This window comes from Marinobacter sp. E2 (assembly GCF_055755345.1).
This window is the reverse complement of the sequence record NZ_CM146911.1, coordinates 1,911,639-1,932,417: the sequence shown is the minus strand read 5'-3', so window position 1 is coordinate 1,932,417 and position 20,779 is coordinate 1,911,639. Positions and strand designations below refer to the sequence as shown.

19 protein-coding genes and 1 tRNA gene are annotated in these 20,779 nt (G+C 60.0%); 8 read left to right on the top strand and 12 right to left on the bottom strand.

The features are described 5' to 3' along the window. Positions 1-187: 187 nt before the first annotated feature. A complete protein-coding gene (locus AC0J1C_RS08810; protein WP_473043495.1) occupies positions 188-604 on the top strand; it encodes a hypothetical protein in 417 nt (138 codons plus the stop codon). 34 nt (positions 605-638) lie between these two features. Further along, the gene (locus AC0J1C_RS08805) at positions 639-1,880 is read left to right on the top strand and encodes a saccharopine dehydrogenase family protein (protein ID WP_473043493.1); all 1,242 of its coding nucleotides are present in this window, start codon (positions 639-641) and stop codon (positions 1,878-1,880) included. A 9-nt stretch (positions 1,881-1,889) separates the two neighbouring features. Here AC0J1C_RS08805 and cydC read toward each other — a convergent pair whose 3' ends face one another. Genes cydC through AC0J1C_RS08785 form a run of 4 tightly spaced genes read right to left on the bottom strand, consistent with a single transcriptional unit; the run spans position 1,890 to position 7,610 of the window. Then, the gene (gene cydC / locus AC0J1C_RS08800) at positions 1,890-3,506 is read right to left on the bottom strand and encodes a thiol reductant ABC exporter subunit CydC (RefSeq protein WP_473043491.1); all 1,617 of its coding nucleotides are present in this window, start codon (positions 3,504-3,506) and stop codon (positions 1,890-1,892) included. Then, positions 3,499-5,175: a thiol reductant ABC exporter subunit CydD gene (gene cydD, locus AC0J1C_RS08795; protein ID WP_473043489.1), complete on the bottom strand. Its 1,677-nt coding sequence runs from the start codon at positions 5,173-5,175 to the stop codon at positions 3,499-3,501. The genes cydC and cydD overlap by 8 nt, the downstream gene beginning before the upstream one ends. Then, positions 5,176-6,177 (bottom strand): cytochrome d ubiquinol oxidase subunit II, encoded by a 1,002-nt coding sequence (gene cydB, locus AC0J1C_RS08790; RefSeq protein ID WP_473043487.1) that lies wholly within the window; start codon positions 6,175-6,177, stop codon positions 5,176-5,178. It lies immediately after the preceding gene. A 2-nt stretch (positions 6,178-6,179) separates the two neighbouring features. Beyond that, on the bottom strand, positions 6,180-7,610 hold the full coding sequence (locus tag AC0J1C_RS08785) for a cytochrome ubiquinol oxidase subunit I (protein WP_473043485.1): 1,431 nt from the start codon (positions 7,608-7,610) through the stop codon (positions 6,180-6,182). A gap of 182 nt (positions 7,611-7,792) precedes the next feature. Between AC0J1C_RS08785 and AC0J1C_RS08780 the strand changes: the two genes are divergently transcribed. Beyond that, positions 7,793-8,422, top strand: coding sequence for a class I SAM-dependent methyltransferase (locus AC0J1C_RS08780; protein ID WP_473043484.1), 630 nt, complete (start codon positions 7,793-7,795; stop codon positions 8,420-8,422). Between the two features lie 98 nt (positions 8,423-8,520). Next, positions 8,521-8,607, top strand: a tRNA-Leu gene (locus tag AC0J1C_RS08775). Here AC0J1C_RS08775 and AC0J1C_RS08770 read toward each other — a convergent pair. Next, positions 8,608-9,411, bottom strand: a complete 804-nt coding sequence (locus AC0J1C_RS08770) for an enoyl-CoA hydratase-related protein (protein WP_473043483.1) — start codon at positions 9,409-9,411, stop codon at positions 8,608-8,610. A 349-nt stretch (positions 9,412-9,760) separates the two neighbouring features. Between AC0J1C_RS08770 and AC0J1C_RS08765 the strand changes: the two genes are divergently transcribed. After that, complete coding sequence (locus tag AC0J1C_RS08765; protein ID WP_473043482.1) at positions 9,761-13,219, top strand: sensor domain-containing protein; 3,459 nt, start codon at positions 9,761-9,763, stop codon at positions 13,217-13,219. On the opposite strand, the gene AC0J1C_RS08760 is transcribed toward AC0J1C_RS08765, so the two are convergent. Beyond that, complete coding sequence (locus AC0J1C_RS08760) at positions 13,193-14,092, bottom strand: DMT family transporter (RefSeq protein WP_473046483.1); 900 nt, start codon at positions 14,090-14,092, stop codon at positions 13,193-13,195. The genes AC0J1C_RS08765 and AC0J1C_RS08760 overlap by 27 nt on opposite strands. Positions 14,093-14,140: 48 nt before the next feature. Next, entirely contained in the window at positions 14,141-14,284 is a 144-nt protein-coding gene (locus AC0J1C_RS08755; RefSeq protein ID WP_473046482.1) for a hypothetical protein, read from the bottom strand. A gap of 205 nt (positions 14,285-14,489) precedes the next feature. On the opposite strand from AC0J1C_RS08755, the gene AC0J1C_RS08750 reads away from it, so the two are divergent. Further along, a complete protein-coding gene (locus AC0J1C_RS08750; protein WP_473046481.1) occupies positions 14,490-15,281 on the top strand; it encodes an enoyl-CoA hydratase in 792 nt (263 codons plus the stop codon). Between the two features lie 18 nt (positions 15,282-15,299). Here the strand turns inward: AC0J1C_RS08750 and AC0J1C_RS08745 are convergent, their stop codons facing one another. From AC0J1C_RS08745 to AC0J1C_RS08735, 3 genes are read right to left on the bottom strand one after another with little or no spacing between them, the layout of a single operon-like run. Beyond that, a complete protein-coding gene (locus tag AC0J1C_RS08745; protein ID WP_473046480.1) occupies positions 15,300-15,851 on the bottom strand; it encodes a DUF192 domain-containing protein in 552 nt (183 codons plus the stop codon). Further along, positions 15,815-16,576, bottom strand: coding sequence for an ABC transporter permease (locus AC0J1C_RS08740; RefSeq protein WP_091985314.1), 762 nt, complete (start codon positions 16,574-16,576; stop codon positions 15,815-15,817). Before AC0J1C_RS08740 ends, AC0J1C_RS08745 begins: the two co-directional genes overlap by 37 nt. Before the next feature lie 34 nt (positions 16,577-16,610). Further along, the gene (locus tag AC0J1C_RS08735) at positions 16,611-17,531 is read right to left on the bottom strand and encodes an ABC transporter ATP-binding protein (RefSeq protein ID WP_473046479.1); all 921 of its coding nucleotides are present in this window, start codon (positions 17,529-17,531) and stop codon (positions 16,611-16,613) included. Positions 17,532-17,664: 133 nt separating this feature from the next. On the opposite strand from AC0J1C_RS08735, the gene AC0J1C_RS08730 reads away from it, so the two are divergent. Next, on the top strand, positions 17,665-18,141 hold the full coding sequence (locus AC0J1C_RS08730; protein ID WP_473046478.1) for a hypothetical protein: 477 nt from the start codon (positions 17,665-17,667) through the stop codon (positions 18,139-18,141). Between the two features lie 115 nt (positions 18,142-18,256). Beyond that, positions 18,257-18,562 (top strand): hypothetical protein, encoded by a 306-nt coding sequence (locus tag AC0J1C_RS08725; RefSeq protein WP_091985310.1) that lies wholly within the window; start codon positions 18,257-18,259, stop codon positions 18,560-18,562. 31 nt (positions 18,563-18,593) lie between these two features. Here the strand turns inward: AC0J1C_RS08725 and AC0J1C_RS08720 are convergent, their stop codons facing one another. Then, the gene (locus AC0J1C_RS08720; RefSeq protein WP_473046477.1) at positions 18,594-19,157 is read right to left on the bottom strand and encodes a hypothetical protein; all 564 of its coding nucleotides are present in this window, start codon (positions 19,155-19,157) and stop codon (positions 18,594-18,596) included. A 154-nt stretch (positions 19,158-19,311) separates the two neighbouring features. Further along, a complete protein-coding gene (locus AC0J1C_RS08715) occupies positions 19,312-20,778 on the bottom strand; it encodes a PhnE/PtxC family ABC transporter permease (RefSeq protein ID WP_473046476.1) in 1,467 nt (488 codons plus the stop codon). Position 20,779: the final 1 nt, after the last annotated feature.

Here is a 20,779-nt window from a genome sequence, read left to right as displayed (position 1 = left end):
TAATACACGTGCAGGCAGTGTGCCCGAGGAATCATGACAAACGATTGGCCCTATCGACGGTATTCTTTGTTCTATCAGGAAAGTGGAACCGGCGCTCAAAACCGCTAACATCGTTTGCAGTCGGGCGGTGCACCACGCAGAATCAACGGGTTAAAGCGAACTAGTCACACCATTAGAGGATGAAATCATGGTCTGGTTGAAGGCGTTTGCAAGCGGTTTTCTCGCAACTCTGGTGTTTCACCAGGGCCTGTTTGCCCTGTTCTGGTTGGCAGGCGCGGTGCCCGCGGCTCCGTTCAACCTTTCGCCGGTTCCGCCTTTGGGTGTGCCCCAGGTGGTATCGCTCGCCTTCTTTGGCGGTCTCTGGGGCATGGTGCTCTGGATGCTTCTGGGGCGCCTGGCGGGGGTGACCTTCTGGCTCGGCCATGTCATTGTGGGTGCGATAGGGCCCACGGTTGTCGCCATGCTGGTGGTGTTTCCCATGAAGGGACTGGACGTGTCCGCGCAAACCTGGGTAGGCGGCCTGATCCTGAATGGTTTCTGGGGCCTTGGCGTTGCCGTATTCATGCGCCTGATGGGTGCCCGTGCGGCCGCCGGGCCCCGCTGAGTTGTCAATTCAATCGGTTGATTAAGGAAGAGCAATGACCAAATCCACAGACACGGCCTACGACCTCGTGGTCTTCGGTGCCACCAGCTTTGTTGGCCAGATTCTCACCCGATATCTGCTCGAAACCTACGGCGTGGATGACCAGGTAAAGTGGGCCATCGCAGGGCGGTCGGAGAGCAAACTGACGGCTCTTAAAACCGGCCTTGGGAAGAAGGCGACAGACATACCCGTCATTCTTGCCGACGCATCAGACGAAGCTGCCCTGCAGTCCATGTGCGAGCAGACTCGTGTGATTATCTCCACGGTCGGCCCCTACGCACTTTACGGCGAGCCCCTGGTGCAGGCCTGCGTTCGCTGCGGCACCGATTACTGTGATCTCACCGGCGAAGTGCAATGGATCCGCCGGATGGTTGAACGTTATGAGGAAGAGGCGAAAGCCTCCGGGGCCCGGATCGTCCACTGCTGTGGATTTGATTCCATTCCGTCGGATATGGGCGTCTGGTTCTTGCAGAACCAGGCCGAGCAGACCTTCGGCAAGCCCTGTCAGGACGTTCGCATGCGCGTGAAGACCGCGAAGGGGGAGTTCTCCGGCGGCACGGTGGCCTCGATGATCAACGTAGCAAAGGAAGCGGCGGCCGACCCGAAGCTGAGAAAGGAGCTGGCAAATCCGTTCTCCATCTGCCCGCCGGAGCACCGTTCCAAAACCCGGCAGCCAAGCCTGAAAGGCGCCGAGTATGACAAGACGTTCAATGCCTGGCTGGCGCCGTTCGTAATGGGGGCGATCAACACCCGCGTGGTGCACCGTTCCAATGCCCTGCAGAACGCCCGATACGGCCAGGAATTTACCTACGACGAGGCGATGATGACCGGCCGTGGCACCAAGGGCCGGCTTGCCGCCTATGCCATCACCGGCGGACTGGCCGCGTTTTTTACCGCCTCCGCGATCAAACCAACCCGCTGGCTGGTGGAGAAGTTTGTGCCAAAGCCCGGTGAGGGGCCCAGTCCTGAGGCCCAGAAAGCGGGCTTCTACGACCTGCGGTTCGTCGGTCGCACGGAGGACGGCAAAACACTGATCACAAAGGTAACGGGAGACCAGGATCCGGGCTACGGCTCCACCGGGAAAATGCTCGGCGAGGCGGGCATGTGCCTGGCGTTCGATGTCCCGGCTGATCAACCCGGAGGCTTCTGGACGCCGGCCTCACTGCTGGACGGCAAGCTCCTGGAGCGCCTGACCAGTAAAGCTGGCCTGACCTTCGAAGTGGTTGAAACCCGCTAACGGGGCCTCCTAGCTGGAAAGAGAGATCACGCGGTCGGTGCCCGGGAGGGCATCCGGCCCGTGTGCCAGCACAATCACGGTTTTCCCTGCCAGCAGCGTTTCCAGCCGGTTCGCGATCCTTGCCCGGGTGTCCATGTCCAGCCCCGTGAACGGCTCATCAAGTATGAACAGTGGGGCCGGGCTCAGTAGCACCCGTGCCAGGGCCAACCGCCGCGCCTCGCCGCCCGAGAGACGACTTCCGGAACTTCCCAGCCAGGTATCGAGCCTGTCCGGTTCTGTCGCAAAGCGATCAGCCAGTTCCATTTGCTCGAGAATTCGCCAGAGCTCGGTATCCGAGGCGTTTGGGGCGCCCAGTAAAAGATTTGCCCGAAGGGTGTCGTCGAACAGCACGGTTTTCTGGGTGAGATAGGCGCACGCCTCGCGGGCGAGAGTGCCGTGGGGCAGCGGAAGCAGTCCGGCCAGCGCATCGGCCAGGGAAGACTTGCCGCTACCCGAATGGCCAATCACGCCCACCCGCTCGCCCGACCGCAGGGTCAGGCTGAAGTGGCTGAACAGTGGCGCGTAGCCGGCATGCTTTACCGTGATGTTATCGGCCTGGAGTGCCGTGCCCGAGGTGAGTTTCCCAACCGCGCCCACCTGCGGCCGTTGACCTTCCCGGCAGTCCCGATTCAGCCGTGCCGCAGAGGCCAGGGTAGCACCGAGTTTACCGAAGGCGTCTGGCAACATGGCGAATACTTCGGCCAGGCCGAGCAGGGCAATGGGCAGCAATACAAGCACCGGGCCGGTAATCGTTCCCGCCTGGAAGAGGGCAAGACCCAGCCAGAGCGCCAATACGGTGGCCAGATGGATGAGCAGGTGCGAGCCGGCCAGGTGCCAGCCAACCCGGGTGTCAACACGGGCCTGCTCGGCATTCGCCTGATGCGCCTGCCGCATGAGCCAGGCGGCATGCTTGCCAGTACGCCCGGCGGCAGTCAGCTCGGGGAATCCCTCAATATGCTCAATCAACGCTGTGCGCAGTTCGTCCTGTCGGGTGCTCTGCCTTGCCGAAAGGTTACGGGTAGCCAGGTACACCGACGCCGTGGCCATGAACAACGCCACCAGCAGCACGAGCGTCAGCCAGAGCGCTGCGTGGGCATCGAAAAGTGCAGCGGCAAGGATCAGCACCAGCACGGTCGTCAGACCCGCCAGGGCAGTGGGCGCCATCAGACGCAGGTACAGGGTGTCCAGCGCGTCGACGTCCGAGGTGAGCCTGGAAAGCCACTGGGCACCACTCAGACCACTGCGGACCAGCCCATGAGTGCCGGCCAGCCCATGGAACAGCGCAACCCGGATGTCGGTCAGCAGTCGCAGCACGGTGTCGTGGTTGTAAACCCGCTCCAGATACCGGAATACCGTGCGCGACACCGCGAAGAAGCGGATGGCGCCGCCCGGGACGTACAGGTTTATGGTGGCGGCCGCCCCGGCGGCCAGTAACAAGCCAACCACCGCCGTTTCGGTGATAAACCAGCCGGAAACCGCTAACAGCGCCAAACCCGACACCAGGGTGCCAAACATCAGCGCGCCGCCGGCCAACAGACGAACCGGGCGCTTGAAGATCAGTTGCAGCCAGGGTTTGAGTTCACGCATCGCGCACCTCCCCGCCGGATACCAGCAAAATCCGGTTTGCCAGAGTCAACAATGCCTGATGGTGCGTTGAGAAAACCAGAGTCTTGCCAGCCAGCGCCAGTTTGTGCAGCGCTTCAAGCACAAAGACTTCGCTGTCGCTATCGAGGCCCGCCGTGGGTTCATCGAGCAGAACTAGGTCGTAATCGGCCAGGAAAATACGGGCCAGGCTGAGCCGTCTGGCCTGTCCCCCGGAGAGGCCTTGTCCTTCTTCGGAAACCGGGCTGTGCACACCGTCTTTGCGAGCCGCCAGCAAGCCGCCCAGCCCTACATTACGCAATGCGGTTTCGATGGCTACATCCGAGGCTTCGGGCGAGGTCAGCCTGAGGTTGTCGGCCCAGGTGCCATGAACCAGGAAGCCTTTCTGGCCCAGCCAGCCGAAACGGAATTCGCCCGGTGCCTGCCCGAATGCACTCAGAGTGCCGCTGTCGGGCGTTGTGAACCCGGCCAGCACATGCAGCAGGGTGGACTTGCCGCCCCCCGTCGGGCCGGTGAGGGCGACCACGTCGCCCCGGTTTATGGTGAGGTTGCAGTTTTGGAGCACAGGCTGCTCCGGGCGATAGCTTTTGTAGACCGCCCGAAGTTCGATGCGCTCCGAGCTCCCGACAGGAGCCGGTGCGTTTTCTGGTTGCCCGGTGGCTGGCTGAGAGGCCAGCCGTGCCAGGATTTCGGAACTGGCGCCAAGGGCCGCTGCACGGTCGTGATAGTGTTGTGAGAGCGTGCGAAGCGGCTGAAAGAATTCCGGCGCCAGCAGGAGCACCAGCAACCCGGAAAACAGGGTGAGCTCATCCGCCGGCCCGAAGCTGATGTAACCCAACAGGCCGAAGCCGATATAGATCGCGACCACGGCAATGGCGACCGAGGCAAAAAACTCCAGAACCGCCGACGACAGAAAGGCAACCCGGAGCGTTTTCATGGTGACCCGACGATACTGGTCGGAGCGCTCTCGAATGAGCTCCGATGCCCAGGCCGTCTGACCAAACAACTGCAGGGTGGTGAGGCCGCGTACCTTGTCGAGAAACTGCCCGGACAGCCGGCTGATGGTGATGAAATGCTGCTGGTTGAGCTTTTCAGCGCCCATGCCCACCAGGGCCATGAACAGGGGAATCAAAGGTGCCGAGGCCAGTAAAAAAAGACCGGCAAGCCAGTCCAGCCAGAAGACCAGAACCAGGATAACCAACGGCACAATAACCGCCAGGGACATCTGGGGTAGGAACCGGGCAAAGTAGCCATGCAGCGCTTCAACGTGGTCTATCCACTCCCGGGCCAGGGTGCCTGCGGAGAACTGGGCCAGTTCGACCGGCCCGGTGGCCTGCCAGTGGTGATGCAGCTGGCGACGGACATCCCGCCGTACTCGCTCGCTGCTCAGCGCGGCGAAACGGGTCTGCGCGCCTTGCGCCAACGCCCGGACAACCAGGGCAAGAATCAGGCTGATAAAGAGGGGCGCAAGCTCAGCAACGGGGACCTTTTCAATCACCCCGAGATGAACGATTCGCGCGAGCAGCACCATCTGGATAACGGTGGCAACGCCAGCCACCGTACCCGCAATGACCGTACTGCGAATCCACAGGCGGCTGCCTGTAGCCAGATCGGCAAGCCAGCGACGAACCTCCTGCGGATCCGCCTCGGCCACTCAGTGGTATCCTTCGCCCGCGCGGACTTTGCCCCGGAACACCCAGTAGGTCCAGGCGGTGTATGCCAGCACAATGGGAATCACGAACAGCAGCCCCAGCAGCAGGAACAGCTGCGATTCATAGGCGGAAGCGGCGTCCCACAAGGTGTACTCCGGTGGCACCACATAGGGCCAGCGGCTCACAACCAGCCCGAGATAGGTGAAGATGAACAGCCCCATGGTGGCCACAAACGGCATGCCTTCGAAGCGGTTGCGAACGGAACGGAAGATCTGGAACGCGCACAGAAGCGTGAGCACCGGCAGAATCCAGATCACCGAGAGATTGGAGAACCACCGCTCGCGCACCATGTCGTCCACAAACGGCGTCCACACGCTGATAATCCCGAATACCACCAGAACGGCGCCCAGCAGGGGTAGGGAGATCCGGTAGGCCCACTCCTGCAGATAGCCTTCGGTTTTCATGATCAGCCAGGTTGAGCCCAGCAGGGCGTAACCGGCCAGCATGCCCAGCCCGGTCAGCACCGTGAACGGCGTGAGCCAGTCCAGTGCGCCGCCGACGTAAACACCGTTGGCGGTTTCAAAGCCCTGGATGTAGGCACCCACCACGGCACCCTGGGCGAAGGAGGCAACGGTGGAACCGCCCGCGAAGGCCCAGTTCCAGAGGTAGCGAGAGGTTCTCGCCTTGAACCGGAACTCGAACGCCACGCCCCGGAAAATAAGACCGGCAAGCAGCAGAAACACGCCGATATACAGCGCGGGCAGGAAGATGGAATACACCATCGGGAACGCCGCCAGCAGGCCGGCGCCGCCCAGTACCAGCCAGGTTTCGTTACCGTCCCACACCGGCGCGACCGAGTTCATCATGGTGTCGCGGTCCTCCTCATTGGGCGCAAACGGGAACAGGATCCCCACGCCGAGGTCGAAACCGTCCATAAGCACGTACATGATGATGCCAAAGCCAATGATAAAGGCCCAGATGAGTGGCAGATCAAACAGTTCCATAATCAGTGACCTCCCTGGCTTGCCGGTTTGCCGCGTTGCTCATCGTGCTCTATCTCAAAGGGAACGTGGGCCGCAGAAAATGGCCGTTTCGGACGCTCCGTTTCGTGTTCTTCCTCGGGCCGATCTTCCAGACCCACGTACAGCACCCGCATCAGATAATAGACACCCGCTGAGAACACCAGCGCATACACCACGATATAGCCAATGAGCGTGAACAGTGCCATGCCGCCTGTCAGTGACGGTGTCAGCGCCTGAGCCTGGGTCATCTGCCCGTAAACCAGCCAGGGCGCCCGGCCGATCTCGGTGACGAACCAGCCGGCCAGAACGGCAATGAACGGCGTAATGCTCATGAAGCGCATGGCCTGCAAAAACCAGGGGGTTTGCCAGTAGCGCCCTCCGGCCCGAAGTACCAATCCGGTAACGGCGGCGGCGATCATTAACAGGCCAAGGCCGACCATCACCCGGAACGACCAGAACACAATAGCCACCGGCGGCTGCTGTTGCACCGGAACTTCATTAAGCCCCGGCACCTCGCCATCCCACTCGTGGGTGAGGATGAAACTGGCCAGGCTGGGGATGCCGATCTCGTACAGGTTGCGCTGGCTTTCCTGATCCGGAATCGCAAACAGCAGCAGTGGCACATGACGGGAGGTTTCCCAGTTGCCTTCCATTGCTGCCACCTTCATGGGCTGGTGCTCAAGCGTGTTCAGGCCATGGAAGTCGCCCACCACCGCCTGAGTAGGCGCAAGCAAAAGAAGGAGCCACAAACAGATGGACAACGCCTTGCGGTTCGCTTCCACCTCTCGACCTTTCAGCAGATACCAGGCACTGACACCGGCCACCACAAACCCGCCTGTGAGGAACGACGCCAGCAGCATGTGACTGAACCGGTAGGGGAAGGACGGGTTGAAGATGGCTTCGCTCCAGGAAGTGACGAAGAAAACGCCATCACGAAGCTCGGTGCCGGCCGGCGTATGCATCCAGCTGTTGGCGGAAAGAATCCAGAACGATGAAATAAAGGTGCCGGTAGCCACCATGATGGCCGCGAGCAGGTGAATGCCGGCGGGCACCTTGTCTCGCCCGAACAGAAGCACGCCCAGGAAGGCCGCCTCCAGGAAAAACGCCGTCACTACCTCATAACTCAGCATGGGCCCGAGGAAGTTGGCGGAGGCCTGGGCGAAATTGCTCCAGTTGGTGCCGAACTGGAAGGACATCACAATGCCCGACACCACACCCATGCCGAACACAACCGCGAACACTTTGGTCCAGAACCCCGAGAGTTTCACCCACACCGGATTACCGGTTTTGAAGGCCAGTGCCTCCAGGGTGGCAATGAACGAGGCAAGGCCGATGGTAAACACCGGGAAAATGGCGTGAAATGACACTACAAACGCAAACTGAATTCGCGAGAGCATCAGGGGATCAAGTTCCATGGGAACCCTCCGGTTACGTTCACATCAAAAGACACGGGCCCAGCGAACCCGTTCATCCGCTGCCTTCGCTCATTTTGTTGTGTTGTACTGCCGGCAGATAGTTAACATGCTACTAAATAATAGGGGCGCACCGGTATACCGGATTGCTCCCTCCTTGATTTAAAACAAGTATGGTGAAGCCAATGAGCTTTTACGAAGACCGGATCCTGCCGCACATCATAGACTGCGCCTGCTCCATGGGCCAGGTGATGAAGCTTCGCAGCGAGGTGGTGCCGCGTGCCAGGGGCCGCGTATTGGAAGTGGGCATGGGCTCCGCCATCAACCTGCAGTTCTACCGGGCTAACCAGGTGGAAATGGTGTACGGGCTTGAACCGTCCGAAGGCATGCGCCGAAAGGCCCGCCCAAACCTGGAAAAATCGCCGGTAACGGTGGAGTGGCTGGACTTACCCGGCGAAAAGATACCTCTGGAAAAGGATTCGGTAGACACGGTCCTGCTCACCTTCACCCTGTGTACCATTCCCGACTGGCAGGCGGCCCTTGAGCAAATGTGGAGGGTACTGAAGCCGGGCGGTGAACTGCTGTTCCTGGAACACGGTGAATCGCCCGATGAGCGCACCCGCAAATGGCAGCACCGGATTACACCAGGCTGGAAGAAACTGGCGGGGGGCTGCCACCTGAACCGCCACATCGCCGACCTGATCCGCCAGGGCGGTTTCCAGATCGAGGAACTGGAAAACCTCTACGTTCCCAGGGCACCCAGGATTGCCGGGTATATCTACAAGGGCAGGGCAATCAAGCCGGCCAATGCCTGATCACACATCGCAAAGCACGCTGCTGCAGCGGGCGGAATGTGAATTGCGTTACCCCACGCAGACTTATACAATTCCGCCCGTCAAATCCCCCTCCGATTGCCCGGATGGTGAAATTGGTAGACACAAGAGACTTAAAATCTCTCGGCCGCAAGGCCGTGCCGGTTCGATTCCGGCTCCGGGCACCATTACTTCTTCGACATCGCCTCCAGCATCCGATTCACCGCCTCCAGGTGCTCCGGCTCGTTGTGGCACAGGCCCTGGAAGTTCGCGCACACATCCAGGAAGTCCTTCAGGTCCATCCGTGGGGCCATTTTCATCAGGCGCTTGGTCAGCCGGGTTGCCTTGGGTGGCTGGCTGGCGATGCGGTTTGCCATGGCGTTGGCGGCAGTCATCAGCTCTTCCGCAGGTACAACCTCCAGCACGATGCCCAGCTCCCTGGCTTCGTTGGCATCAATCACGCGGCCGGTGAGGGTCAGTTCGAACGCCCGCTGGTAGCCGATCAGTCGCTGCATGAACCAGGCGCCGCCGTCGCCGGGGATAATGCCGAGGTTCAGGAAGGTTTCGCCGAATCTGGCGTTTTCAGAGGCGATGCGGATGTCGGCCATGTTGGCCAGATCAAAGCCTGCGCCGATCGCAGGGCCATTCACGGCGGCGATGATCGGTACTTCGACGTTCTGCAACGCCAGCGGAATGCGCTGGATGCCCTTGCGATAACGGTCGGCGCATTCGGCCGGATCGCCCGCGAAATCGCCGCTGCGGTTGGCCATGTCACGGATGTTGCCGCCGGCGCTGAAGGCGGAACCGGCGCCTGTGATCACCAGTACCGACACATCCTCACATGCGTTCACCCATTCCGCCGTGGTAACAATGTCCTCAATCAGGTTCGAGCCTGTCAGAGCGTTGCGCAGGTCGTGGCGGTTGAAGGTGAGGGTGGCTACCCGGTTTTCCAGGGTAAGCAGGGCATCGGTGAGCGTCGGGACGTTGGTCATGGCTTTCTGATCCTTGTTATCGGTAGGGCGGTATCTTCGCGCGGAGCCGTTGGTTTTATCAACCGCAGGGGGCCTATCGACTATCCGTGCGTCGCGCGATGGAAATATCGCTTGCGCGTTTTTGAGACAGGTGCATTATACTGTAGCCGTTGCGGACCGATTTCATGGATAGCAGGAACAGTCTGTTTCTGGTCGCTCCAGCGCCTTTACCGGGGTGTTTAAAGTGGCCGATAAACCAGTCTTATCGTGCTCTCCAGGTTCCGAATCTTCGAGAAGATCCAGTTCTCCGTACCCTCTGTTTGCGCCTCTTGATCGCTTGAACCGCCGCTTTCCGCTGTGGCCAGCCACGTTGCTCCTCGCCGTTCTTGCGATTGCGGGTAACGCCCTGGCAATCCAGCTTTACTACGGCGTTCATTTCATCTTCGGCTCGATCTTTGTGCTCGTGGCCATCCGCACGCTTGGTGCCCGGCAGGCGGTTGTGGTCGGACTGGCGGGAGCGCTCTACACCAGTGTTCTCTGGGAACACTACTACGCGGTGATAGTGTTCCTGGCTGAGTGTCTGTTCGTGCTGGCGTTCAGCCAGCGCACGAGGCGTTCATTGTTTCTGGCCGACAGCCTGTTCTGGTGTCTTCTGGGCATTCCGGCCACGCTTACTCTGTACCACCTGGGCATGGATATCCCGGTTAAAACCGCCTTCGTGATCGCCGTGAAGCAAATGTTGAACGGTATCTTCAATGCGGCCATGGCGGGGCTCATCCTTTGCCTTTACTACCTCCTGAAAAACCGCATCTCCACCGGTTATCTGGTGAGCTCCCAGATTCGCAGCATTCTGTTCCATACCATTCTGATGACGGCCCTTGTGTCTGGGTCCGTTCCGGTCCTGCAACTGGCCGAAACCAAACAACAGATCCAGGCCCGGGAGCTGGAGCGGGAGCTGGCCGAGAGCTTTCAGCGGGTAGCCCGATTCTTTGCGGCGAACCCGGACTACTCCCAGGATGAATGGCGGGCCCTGAAAGACTCCATGGGCCCAGACACCCGGATCTTCCTTTATCCCGTTGCCGCCGCGCCCGACAGGGCGGGCGGCACTCCGGAGAGCGGGTTCCGGGTGGATCATGTACGGTCCACGAACCAGCCCTCTGTGATCAAGAGCTGGCAGGAGGGCACTTACCAGCTGTCCGGCGTTCTTGAAACGCACCCGACCACCGGTGTGGTAATCAGTCGGAGCGCACGATCGGTGTCGACGGAAATGGATGCGGCCAGCCTTGAATTGCTGGGCTACATGGCTGCTTTGCTGGCGCTGGCCATTGCGGTCTCCCGAGGTGTGAGCAACCTGCTAACCCGGCCCATCTGGCGCTTATCGACCCTTCTGAACAGTTCCACCAACGGCATTATCACCACCGACATCCAGGGCCACATCGAGTGGGTTAACCAGGGTTTCGTGCACCTAAGCGGGTATGAGCTGGACGAAATCCGGGGCCGAAAGCCGGGTTCGTTCCTGCAGGGGCCCGACACCGATCCCGATACCGTTGAAAGAATTCGCGGGCACCTCAGCCAGCAGGAGCCCTTCGAAGAGGAGCTGCTGAACTACCATCGGGAGGGCTGGCCTTACTGGATCCGTATCAATTGCGAGCCACTGCTGTCAGAGGACGGACGACTGGCCGGCTACATCGCCGTGGAAACGAACATCACCGAACAGCGAAAAATTGTCCATCTTGAAAACGTGGGCAGCGAGGCGCTTGAACGGATTGCCGAGAACGGCAGGCTAGATGACACACTGCTTGCCCTGGCCAGCAGCGTAGAGGACTTTGTGCCGGACATCCGCTGCTCCATCGAGTTGTCCGCCTCATTGTTGGGTGACCATTGTGATCTGAATGCTGCCTGTTACTTCGATGTCAGCGGCGGTTCGATGGCTGGCTATCGATACTGTGAGGCAATGTCGCCGCTGATTCTTGATCCGGCGAAGAACGCCATCGGGCGCCTGAACGTGTTCTACCGTGGTGGTGACATCCCCTCGAAGAATGACTGCGAGGTCTTCAAGCGCGCCGCCCATATTGTTGCGATCATTGTTGAGCGTTACTACGCAGACTACCGCCTGGCGGAGGCGGCCGGCGTTTTCAGACACGCCAACGAAGGCATGGTGGTTGCCGATGCATCCGGTGTGGTTCTGGATTGCAACCAGGCATTCACTGACATCACCGGTCTTGACCCGGAGCAGGTGCGCGGTCGGCCAGCCCTGGACCTGCTCTGGGAAATGGAAGCGGTGCAGGAACCGGGTACCGAGTTACACGTGCCGGCAACAGACGACCAGCGAATCCGGGATACCTGGATCCGCCATCGCAACGGCAAGACCTCCTGCGTGCGCCGAAGCGTAAGCCTTGTGCGGGACAAGCACGGGGATGTTCACCGCTACATCTACATCCTCAACGATATCAGCGAGCTGAAGGAGTACCAGAGCCAGCTTGAGAGCATGGCGAAGTTCGACCCTCTCACCAAACTGCCCAACCGGACGCTGCTGAGCGACCGGTTACAGCAGGCCATGATCAACTGTGAACGCAACGGATCGGAACTGGCGGTTCTGTTTATCGATCTGGATGGCTTCAAGGAGATCAACGACAGCCACGGTCATGCGGTGGGCGACGAACTGCTGCGCTCCCTCGCGCGCCGTCTGCGATCCATCATGCGGGAAGGAGACACCCTGGCGCGTTTCGGTGGCGACGAGTTTGTGATGGTGGCTCCCGTGGAATCGGAGGTGAAATCCTGCCCGGTGCTGCTGGACCGCATTCTGTCTGCAGTGGCCCAGCAGAGCCGGGTGCTCGGCAAGCCGGTGGCGCTGACGGCCAGCGTTGGCGTAACCTTCTATCCTCAGGCCGATCCGCTCGATGCCGAACAGCTGCTGCGCCAGGCCGACCAGGCCATGTACCTGGCCAAGCAGGGCGGCAAGAACCAGTATTGTTTCTACGACGCCGACAACGAACGCGCCGTTCGCGATCTGTTCAAAGACCTGAAGCGGGTAGAGGAAGGGCTGAACAATGAAGAGTTCGAGCTTTTCTATCAGCCCAAGGTCAACCTTAGAACCCGTCAGGTTATCGGTGTGGAGGCATTGATCCGCTGGCGGCACCCGATTCGGGGGCTGCTGGGCCCCGCCGATTTTCTTCCGGTAACCGAGCGCCACCCTCTGAGCGTTGGTATTGGCGAGTGGGTCATTCGCACAGCGCTCGCTCAGGTGCGACGCTGGCGCAAGAACGGTATGCGCCTGCCTGTGAGTGTCAACATCGATCCCTTCCACCTTGTTCGCGAGGACTTCGCCGAGCGCCTGCAACGGACGCTGGGTGAATTCCCCGAAACCCGGCCAGGCGACCTTGAGATCGAAATTGTGGAAACCTCGTCCCTGGAAAACTTCAATGCGGTGAACAAGGTGATCCAGCAATGCCGAACCCTGGGCGTCCGGTTCGGGCTCGACGACTTTGGCACCGGGTATTCGTCCCTGACATACCTGCGTCAACTGCCCCTCGACTATCTCAAGATTGATATGAGTTTTGTTCGGGGCATGCTCGAGAACCCGGACGATCTTGCCATTGTGAAAGGCGTGCTGGGGTTGGCGGACTCCCTGAACCTGCCGGTTATTGCCGAGGGCGTGGAAACCCTGCAACACCGCAACAAGCTTATGACTCTTGGCTGCGAGTTTGGCCAGGGCTACTGGCTGTCCCGTCCCGTTTCGGGCGACGACCTTGAGGCCTGGATGGCCCATTGGCAGGAGGCGCTGCCCAAGATGGCGACGGTCTCAGGAAACCTGGTCGGCCCGGTCTAGCTGCAACCGTTTAGCGCGCTGGTAGCGTCGCACCTCCAGCCACCCGTGTGCCGCCAGGGCCGAAAACACGATCACGCCACCTACTAGGCTTAGCTGTGGCGGTACTTCTCCCAGGAACAACCACACCAGGAAAGAACCCAGCACCGTCTCAAGCAACAGCATCAGGCTGACTTCCGCGGCCGGGATATAGCGCGGGCCAATCTGGATCAGGATGCAGGCGGTGGGCAGGAACACCAGGCAGAGCAGGGCAATAAAGAAGAAATCCCGGGTGGAGGGCCATTGGGCGCCGCCCATCAGAGCTGCAGCGCCGGCCAGAACCAGGGCGCCGAACATCAGCATCACGCTCATGTCGCTGTCCGGCTTTGAGCGGGCCACGTTGAGGTTGGATGCCAGTGCGGTGGCGGCAACCACCGCCATCAACAATCCAAGTGGATCGCCTTTTCCGAATTCGCCCACGGCCATGAGGGTGGCCCCGGCCACGCACACCAGGATCACCAGCCAGGTTCGAAGCGGTAGTGTTTCCTTCCAGATCGCCCAGGCAATCAGGGCAGCGATGACCGGGGCGGTATTCAGGATTACCAACACGTTGCCGGCGGCGGTGTTTTTCATGCCGACCACAAAGCCCAGGGTGCTGACGGCAAACGCACCCGCGCAGAACAGGCCCTTGCGGCCGCATTTGCGGATCTCGGGTATCAGTCTGGCCCGGTAGCGGGCCCAGTTGATGACCAGAAAACTGAGGGCCAGCAAGAGCCCTCGCCAGAACAGGAAAACCACCGGCTCAACGGAGGTGATCTTCACCAGCAGGGCGTCCGGTACGATGAACAGCACGCCCAGGGCAGCGATGGTCAGTCCTTTGATGCGGGTGGTCTGCACGCTGTGTTCGCCTTTACTGTTGTGAGCCTTCTGGCTTGGGTATCCGGTTTACGGGTTGTCCTGCTTGGGCAGGGGTTCTATGCGGTTGATGTCGCCCGTGGGTGCGGCCGGCTTGTCCTGGTAGATGACAAGCATCGCGCCGCCTATCACGGCAATCGCGAACAACACTTTCAGGATAATCGATTTCGACACGGTTTCTTCGGCTCCTTTTCCAGGCTATACGTTCTCCCTATGGGCGGTGCCGAGGTTTCACAACGGCGAGGCCGGAGAAACTGAGCATCCTACAAAAGTCGCTTCGACAGTATAGCCGCGGTCAGCAATACTGAAACCTGACGTTCAGAGAAGGCAGGCTGAAGGCCGCCCTGCAGTCGACTGCCCGACAATGAGGAGACACGCCATGACAGGTCAGACGGAACCCCTGGTTCGGACATACAGCGAAAACGGTATTACCACGCTCACACTGAACCAGCCGGAAAAGCGGAACAGTCTGTCCATGGCCATGCTGGAGGCATTGTCCGAGGCGCTTGAAACCCTGGCCTCCGACGGCGATACCCGCGTGGTGGTGCTGGCCGCTGCCGGCAACGTGTTCTGCGCCGGTCACGACCTCAAGGAAGTGCGCGAGCAGTTTGACAGCCACGACTTCCAGTTGGCACTGTTCAACCAGTGCAGCAAGGTGATGCAGCAGATCGTTAATCTGCCCAAGCCGGTGATTGCTCGGGTGGCGGGCGTGGCCACTGCGGCCGGCTGTCAGCTGGTGGCAAGCTGCGACCTGGCGGTGGCTGCTGATACCGCTCGTTTTGCCACGCCCGGGGTCAACATTGGTCTTTTCTGTTCTACGCCCATGGTGGCGCTGTCTCGCAACGTGTCTCGCAAACACGCGATGGAAATGCTGCTGACTGGCGAGATGATCGGCGCGGTCAAGGCGGAGCGGCTGGGGCTGGTGAACCAGGTGGTTGACGAACAGCATCTTGACGAAATGGTCTACAAGCTGGCTCGCACCATCGCCGATAAATCGGGGCTCACCCTGAAGATCGGCAAGGAAGCGTTCTACCGCCAACTGGAGATGCCGTTGGCAGATGCCTACGAATACACCTCGAAAGTCATGGCGGATAACATGATGGCAAACGACGCCCAGGAGGGTATCTGCGCGTTTCTGGAGAAACGCAAACCTGACTGGCAGGACCGCTGAGTCTTCCGGTGCCGCGGCTCAGGGGTTAGGGCAATTCTCGGCACCCAGCCTGAGCCGATCGCCCGGTTTAATGCCGTGCTCCCTGAAGAACCCCGCGTTCATTTCCACCGCGCTGATGAACGGCACACCGGCCGGGTAGGTGGGACAACCCGAGCCGGAGGCCGAGGCACAGGGCACCATGTGGCGGATGCTACCTACGGTGCCGTTTTCGTCCAGAAATGCGATATCAAGCGGAATCCGTGTCTTGTACATCCAGAAACCGTGGCTGGCATCGCGCTCCTGTTCATATTGGAAGAGCATGCCGTGATTCGGCGAAAGAGCGTCTCTTCCCATCAGGCCCTTGCGGCGCTGTTCCGGGGTGGAGGCCACTTCCAGGGTTACCGGTACTACCGGGTTACCGCCGACAAAACACGCCTGGATCTCAGGCAGGCTTTCCTGTGGTGCCGCAATGCCGGTGCGACACCCCTGCAGCGATGCGACCGCCAACAGCAGGCATAGCCAGGGTAACGGCCGGGGCGACGTGGCGGCGATGTTCACGAGCGCAGCCGATAGCCGGTCTTGAAGATCCACCAGATGGCTGTCATGCAGGCGGCCAGGAACACCAGGGTCATACCCACGCTGATGCCCACATGCACATCCGACACGCCGTAAAAGGCCCAGCGGAAACCGCTGATCAGGTACACCACGGGATTGAACAGGCTTACGGTCTGCCATACCTCCGGCAGCATGTCGATGGAGTAGAACGTACCACCCAGGAACACCAGGGGGGTCACGATCATCATGGGCACAATCTGCAGCTTCTCGAAGCCGTCTGCCCAGATACCGATGATGAAACCGAACATGCTGAAGGTAATGGAGGTGAGCACCAGGAAAGAAAACATCCAGAAGGGATGCAATACGTCGTAATCAACAAAGAACTTGGCGGTGGCCAGAATGATCACGCCCAGGATCACCGATTTGGTGGCAGCGGCCCCCACGTAACCAAGCACCACCTCAACGTAGGAGACCGGCGCAGACAGCACCTCGTAGATGGTGCCTGAAAACTTCGGCATGTAGATACCGAAGGAGGCGTTGGAGATACTCTGCATCAACAGGGAGAGCATGACCAGGCCCGGAATGATGTAGGCGCCGTAGGCGATGTTGTCGATGTCGCCCATGCGAGAGCCAATGGCCGAACCGAAGACCACGAAGTAGAGGCAGGTGGAGATTACCGGGGAGAGGACACTCTGCATCACTGTGCGTCTCATCCGGGCCATTTCAAACTTGTAGATAGCGCGAACGCCGTAAAGGTTCATTGCCATTCCTTATCCGTTTGCTTTACTGGCGGGCTTACTCGTGTACCAGTCCCACGAAGATTTCCTCAAGGGAGCTCTCGCGGGTCTGCAGATCCCGGTATTCAATGCCCAGATCGCTCAGGGTGCGCAACAGTCGGGCCACGCCGGCCTGCTCCTGCTGTGAGTCAAAGGTGAAAATCAGCTCGTAGCCATCATCGGACAGCTCCACCGGCTCCAGGGTCAGTTCGCCGGGCACTTTCTCGAGCCTTTGTTGCAGCTGCAGGCGCAGTTCCTTCTTGCCGAGCTTGGTCATCAACTGGTCCTTGTCTTCCACCAGGATGATTTCGCCCTGACGGATCACGCCGATGCGATCCGCCATTTCCTCGGCTTCCTCGATGTAGTGGGTCGTCAGGATGATGGTAACCCCGTTCTCGCGAAGTTTACGCACCATCTGCCACATGTCCCGACGTAGCTCCACATCCACGCCTGCGGTGGGCTCGTCCAGGAACAGAATCTGCGGTTCATGGGATAGGGCCTTGGCAATCATCACCCGGCGCTTCATGCCACCGGAGAGCGACATGATGCGGTTGTTGCGCTTGTCCCAGAGGGAAAGATCCTTCAGCACTTTCTCGATGTGCGCCGGCCTGGGTGCCTTGCCAAACAGGCCCCGGCTGAAAGACACCGCGTCCCAGACGGTTTCGAAGGAATCGGTGTTCAGTTCCTGGGGCACCAGGCCAATGGTTTCCCGGGCTTTCCGGTAATCCTTCACGATGTCGTATCCTGCGGCCTTCACCTCACCCTCGGATTTGTTCACGATGCCGCAAATGATACTGATAAGGGTGGTCTTGCCGGCGCCGTTGGGGCCGAGCAGGGCGAAGATTTCGCCACGCTGGATTTCCAGGTTGATGTCTTTCAGGGCCTGGAAGCCGTCTTCATAAAACTTGCTGAGGTGCTTAACGGAGATGTCCGGCTGCACGGGCGTTTCCTGTAGTCAGATTGGGTCTGAGAGAAGGCCACGTATTTTCTCATGACTGGCGCCGGTTTAGAAACCTTTGCCTTGTTCGCGGAAACCACCATAATGCCGCGAAGACCAAAAACAGGGGCATTACGTGAAGTATCTGGTACGCGCAGTGATCATTCTGGGATTTCTGGTAGGGCTGATGACCCTGTTGATGTTGGTGGTGGCCCTGTTCGGCCCGGCCGATGACAGCACAGGTTCGCAACCGGCGGCGGCACGTTGCGATCTGCTGAAAGCTGGCCCGTGCGTCTGGAACACCGATGCCGGCCGATGGTCGGCCAACCTGGAGAGGGTTCGCGATACCAGCGATGGAACCGCCTACCGCCTTGAGGTAAGTGCACCGGAAGCGCCCGATCGGTTCCTGGCTGTCCTGCGTGGCGAATCCATGTATATGGGAGAGTATCCGGTAGCCCTCGGCCAGGATGCCGACAATCTCTACACCGCGCAGTTCAATGCGCCAATCTGCAGCGTCGACGCCTCCATGACCTGGCGGATCGACCTGCAGGAAGGTCAGGCTCCAATCGAAGACGTGCCGGTAATCCTGGTGTTCGAGGCTGCCGGTCGATGAGGCCCGCAAAGCGTGCTCCAACCCGCTGACAACCATTGAAGAACGTGTAAAATCACGAAATCCGGCCGACAACGGCCAACTCTAACGACAACACCGCCGAACCGGGGACAACGTGATGGATTACGGAGATAGCGTTCAGAAAGTCCTGCTCAGAAAGATTCGCAAGGCCGAACAGGACCTGATGCAGTTGAAGCTGGATTATTGCCGGTTTGTGTTCGGCCTGAGCCACAGGGCCCGTGTGCTGGCCAATGGTGAGGTGTACGTGGTTCGTTCCGTAGACGTCGACACCATGACCCACGCCGACGATGGTGGCTTTACCCGCCCCGCTATTACCGGCAGCCCGGCGGAAGGGAAGGACGAGGGCCAGACCCGGGACCTGGGGACCGACTGGGTGCTGGAAGGTTCTCAGGTTCGGAGCTGAACTGAGGGCACATGACGGGTGCCAGAGGCCCTCAGATGAACGCGTTACTGGTAATCGCTTCGTAGAGGCTGGAGGTCGGGGGGACGTAATGGCTGTACCGCCAGAACTCCGCGCCCTCGAGCCCCGATCGATAGCAGGCCAGTAACACCGAACTCGAGGTAAGAGTGGCCAGGGCCTGGAACGCTTCCGTCTGACGGATCCCAGTCTTCCTGCTGATAATGTGCGCCACGGTTGCCGCGAGCCTGTCCGTGTGCCGGGCCTGCCGGTCGCACAGGGCACAAGCTGCTCCATACAGCCAGGCTGCTGAATAACCTCGCACCGTCTCCGGTGCGGTGGCCAGGTCCAGACCCCGTACGCGACAATCCCTCTCCTGCAATCCCGCCAGAATATGCAATTGGGTGATCAGTTCGGTTCGGTCTGGCGCGACCGCAGCCGAGGGCCGGGCAACCTCATGAGCGCGCTCCCGAAATGACGGTGTCGGTGCAGGGTGGCCCGCCGCCATGGGTTCGGTGCGCACGAGGGCCGATACCCGGAAGGCCAGGAGAAAAAGTAGCGCCAGGAGCCCCGCCTGGGTCAGAAGTATCAATCCGTTCACAGTGTTCACCGACTTCCGCAATGTTGCAAAACGTGATCGAAGTGTAACGGAATGTATCCCGGTCAGAACGCCTACCGATCAACAGATTCGCACAGCAATTGACTGAAGTGACGGAACTGTGACGGGTATCGCACCGGGTTGTGACGCGGTTTGCTCAGCAGGTGGGCATCGTCTGCAACGCCAGTTTCCGTCGGATGAAGCGGCCGAGGGCATCGATTCCGATATTCAGCAGTGCGGTGATGAGGATAAGCACCATGGCACGATCAAACCGGATGTTCTGGATGGCGCTGTCCACGTAGAAGCCCAGGGTATAGATGCCGAGAATCCCGAGAATGGCCGTTTCCCGCATGATGATTTCCCACCGGTAGAACAGGAAAGCGAGAAAGGAACGATACACCCGGGGCACAAGCTCCCAACTGTAGCGATTAAAGCCGGTGGGCGCGTCGGGGCGTAGGCGAATGCCGTTTGTCTGCCGGCCAATCAGGTGGCCGATAATGCCGCCGTTGTGGAGGGCCAGCGCCACCACGGCCGGCAGCATGGAGGGCCCCCAAAGCTGGAGCAGGATGTAGGCAAGGATGTATTCCGGTGTGGAGCGGGCAATCACCAGGAACACATGGCCTGACGTACGGCGCACAGGCCCACCAAAATGATTGGAAATCAGCGGGAAGGCCAGCAACGTCAGAATGCCAGTGGCCACCAGGGCAATCTGAGTGAGGACAACGGTGTTCCAGATTCCCGGAAGCGCCTCATTGATCATCAAATCGTTCAGCCATGGCAACAGACCGGCCAGCCCTTCGCCGTCCCTCAGCGGGCTGGGAATGATGTCCTGTGTGAAAAATCGCTCGACATTACCCCATACGATGGGCAGCCCCTCGCCAAGGAAAAACGGGGCGCCCAGGATGTAAACGGGCAGCAGCCGAGGTTTTACCCAGAGCGGAATGGTGGCAATCAACACATAAAACAGGATCAGCATGGCGCCTGCGTCGGAGTAGAGGCCCTGGGAGAACGACGACTCCAGGTAGAAGCCAAGAGTGGGCAAGCCCACAAACCCCAGGATGGCGCTCGAGCGCAAGCCGCATTCCAGGCGGTATGCCGTGTAGGTTCTCAGTTGCACCCAGCAGTCCGGAATTCGGGTGTAGAGGAAGGTTGCTATCACACCTGTGCCGGGCGGCAATAGCCGTGCTGGCTCGGGATCGACCTCATCCAGGATTTCGGAATAGACCTTGGCGAAGATTCCGGCATAGGGAATGGCGATGGCAAGAACACCGGTGAGGGGGTGGAAGCCGAAGAACTGAAGAAAGATCAATGCCCAGAAGAGCTCGTGGATGGCGCGGATAAAGGCGCAGAAGATACGGACCGGTAGAAAGCGGTACACCAGTGACAACAGGAAACCGCAAATGCTACCCAGCGCCACGCCCACAAAAGCGAAGGCAACGGTCCGCAACAGCGCCGTCATCAGGCCTTCACTGCTGAAGAAATTCGGGGTAATCACGCCCAGAAAGAAGTTGCCGAGATCCCGCCAGGGGTTGGAGGCGGTGATGGCAATGTCGGCAAACAGCAGCCCGACGAGAGCGATCGCCAGGAAAATCAGGCTGGTGCGTACCGTGGGGGAAGAAAGCATG

What these genes read in the sequence shown, in the direction of transcription:
- AC0J1C_RS08810 (WP_473043495.1), top strand. Translation starts at nt 188, where the DNA reads ATGGTCTGGTTGAAGGCGTTTGCAAGCGGTTTTCTCGCAACTCTGGTG.
- AC0J1C_RS08805 (WP_473043493.1), top strand. Translation starts at nt 639, where the DNA reads ATGACCAAATCCACAGACACGGCCTACGACCTCGTGGTCTTCGGTGCC.
- cydC (WP_473043491.1), bottom strand. Translation starts at nt 3,506, where the DNA reads ATGCGTGAACTCAAACCCTGGCTGCAACTGATCTTCAAGCGCCCGGTT.
- cydB (WP_473043487.1), bottom strand. Translation starts at nt 6,177, where the DNA reads ATGGAACTGTTTGATCTGCCACTCATCTGGGCCTTTATCATTGGCTTT.
- AC0J1C_RS08785 (WP_473043485.1), bottom strand. Translation starts at nt 7,610, where the DNA reads ATGGAACTTGATCCCCTGATGCTCTCGCGAATTCAGTTTGCGTTTGTA.
- AC0J1C_RS08780 (WP_473043484.1), top strand. Translation starts at nt 7,793, where the DNA reads ATGAGCTTTTACGAAGACCGGATCCTGCCGCACATCATAGACTGCGCC.
- AC0J1C_RS08770 (WP_473043483.1), bottom strand. Translation starts at nt 9,411, where the DNA reads ATGACCAACGTCCCGACGCTCACCGATGCCCTGCTTACCCTGGAAAAC.
- AC0J1C_RS08750 (WP_473046481.1), top strand. Translation starts at nt 14,490, where the DNA reads ATGACAGGTCAGACGGAACCCCTGGTTCGGACATACAGCGAAAACGGT.
- AC0J1C_RS08740 (WP_091985314.1), bottom strand. Translation starts at nt 16,576, where the DNA reads ATGAACCTTTACGGCGTTCGCGCTATCTACAAGTTTGAAATGGCCCGG.
- AC0J1C_RS08725 (WP_091985310.1), top strand. Translation starts at nt 18,257, where the DNA reads ATGGATTACGGAGATAGCGTTCAGAAAGTCCTGCTCAGAAAGATTCGC.
- AC0J1C_RS08715 (WP_473046476.1), bottom strand. Translation starts at nt 20,778, where the DNA reads ATGCTTTCTTCCCCCACGGTACGCACCAGCCTGATTTTCCTGGCGATC.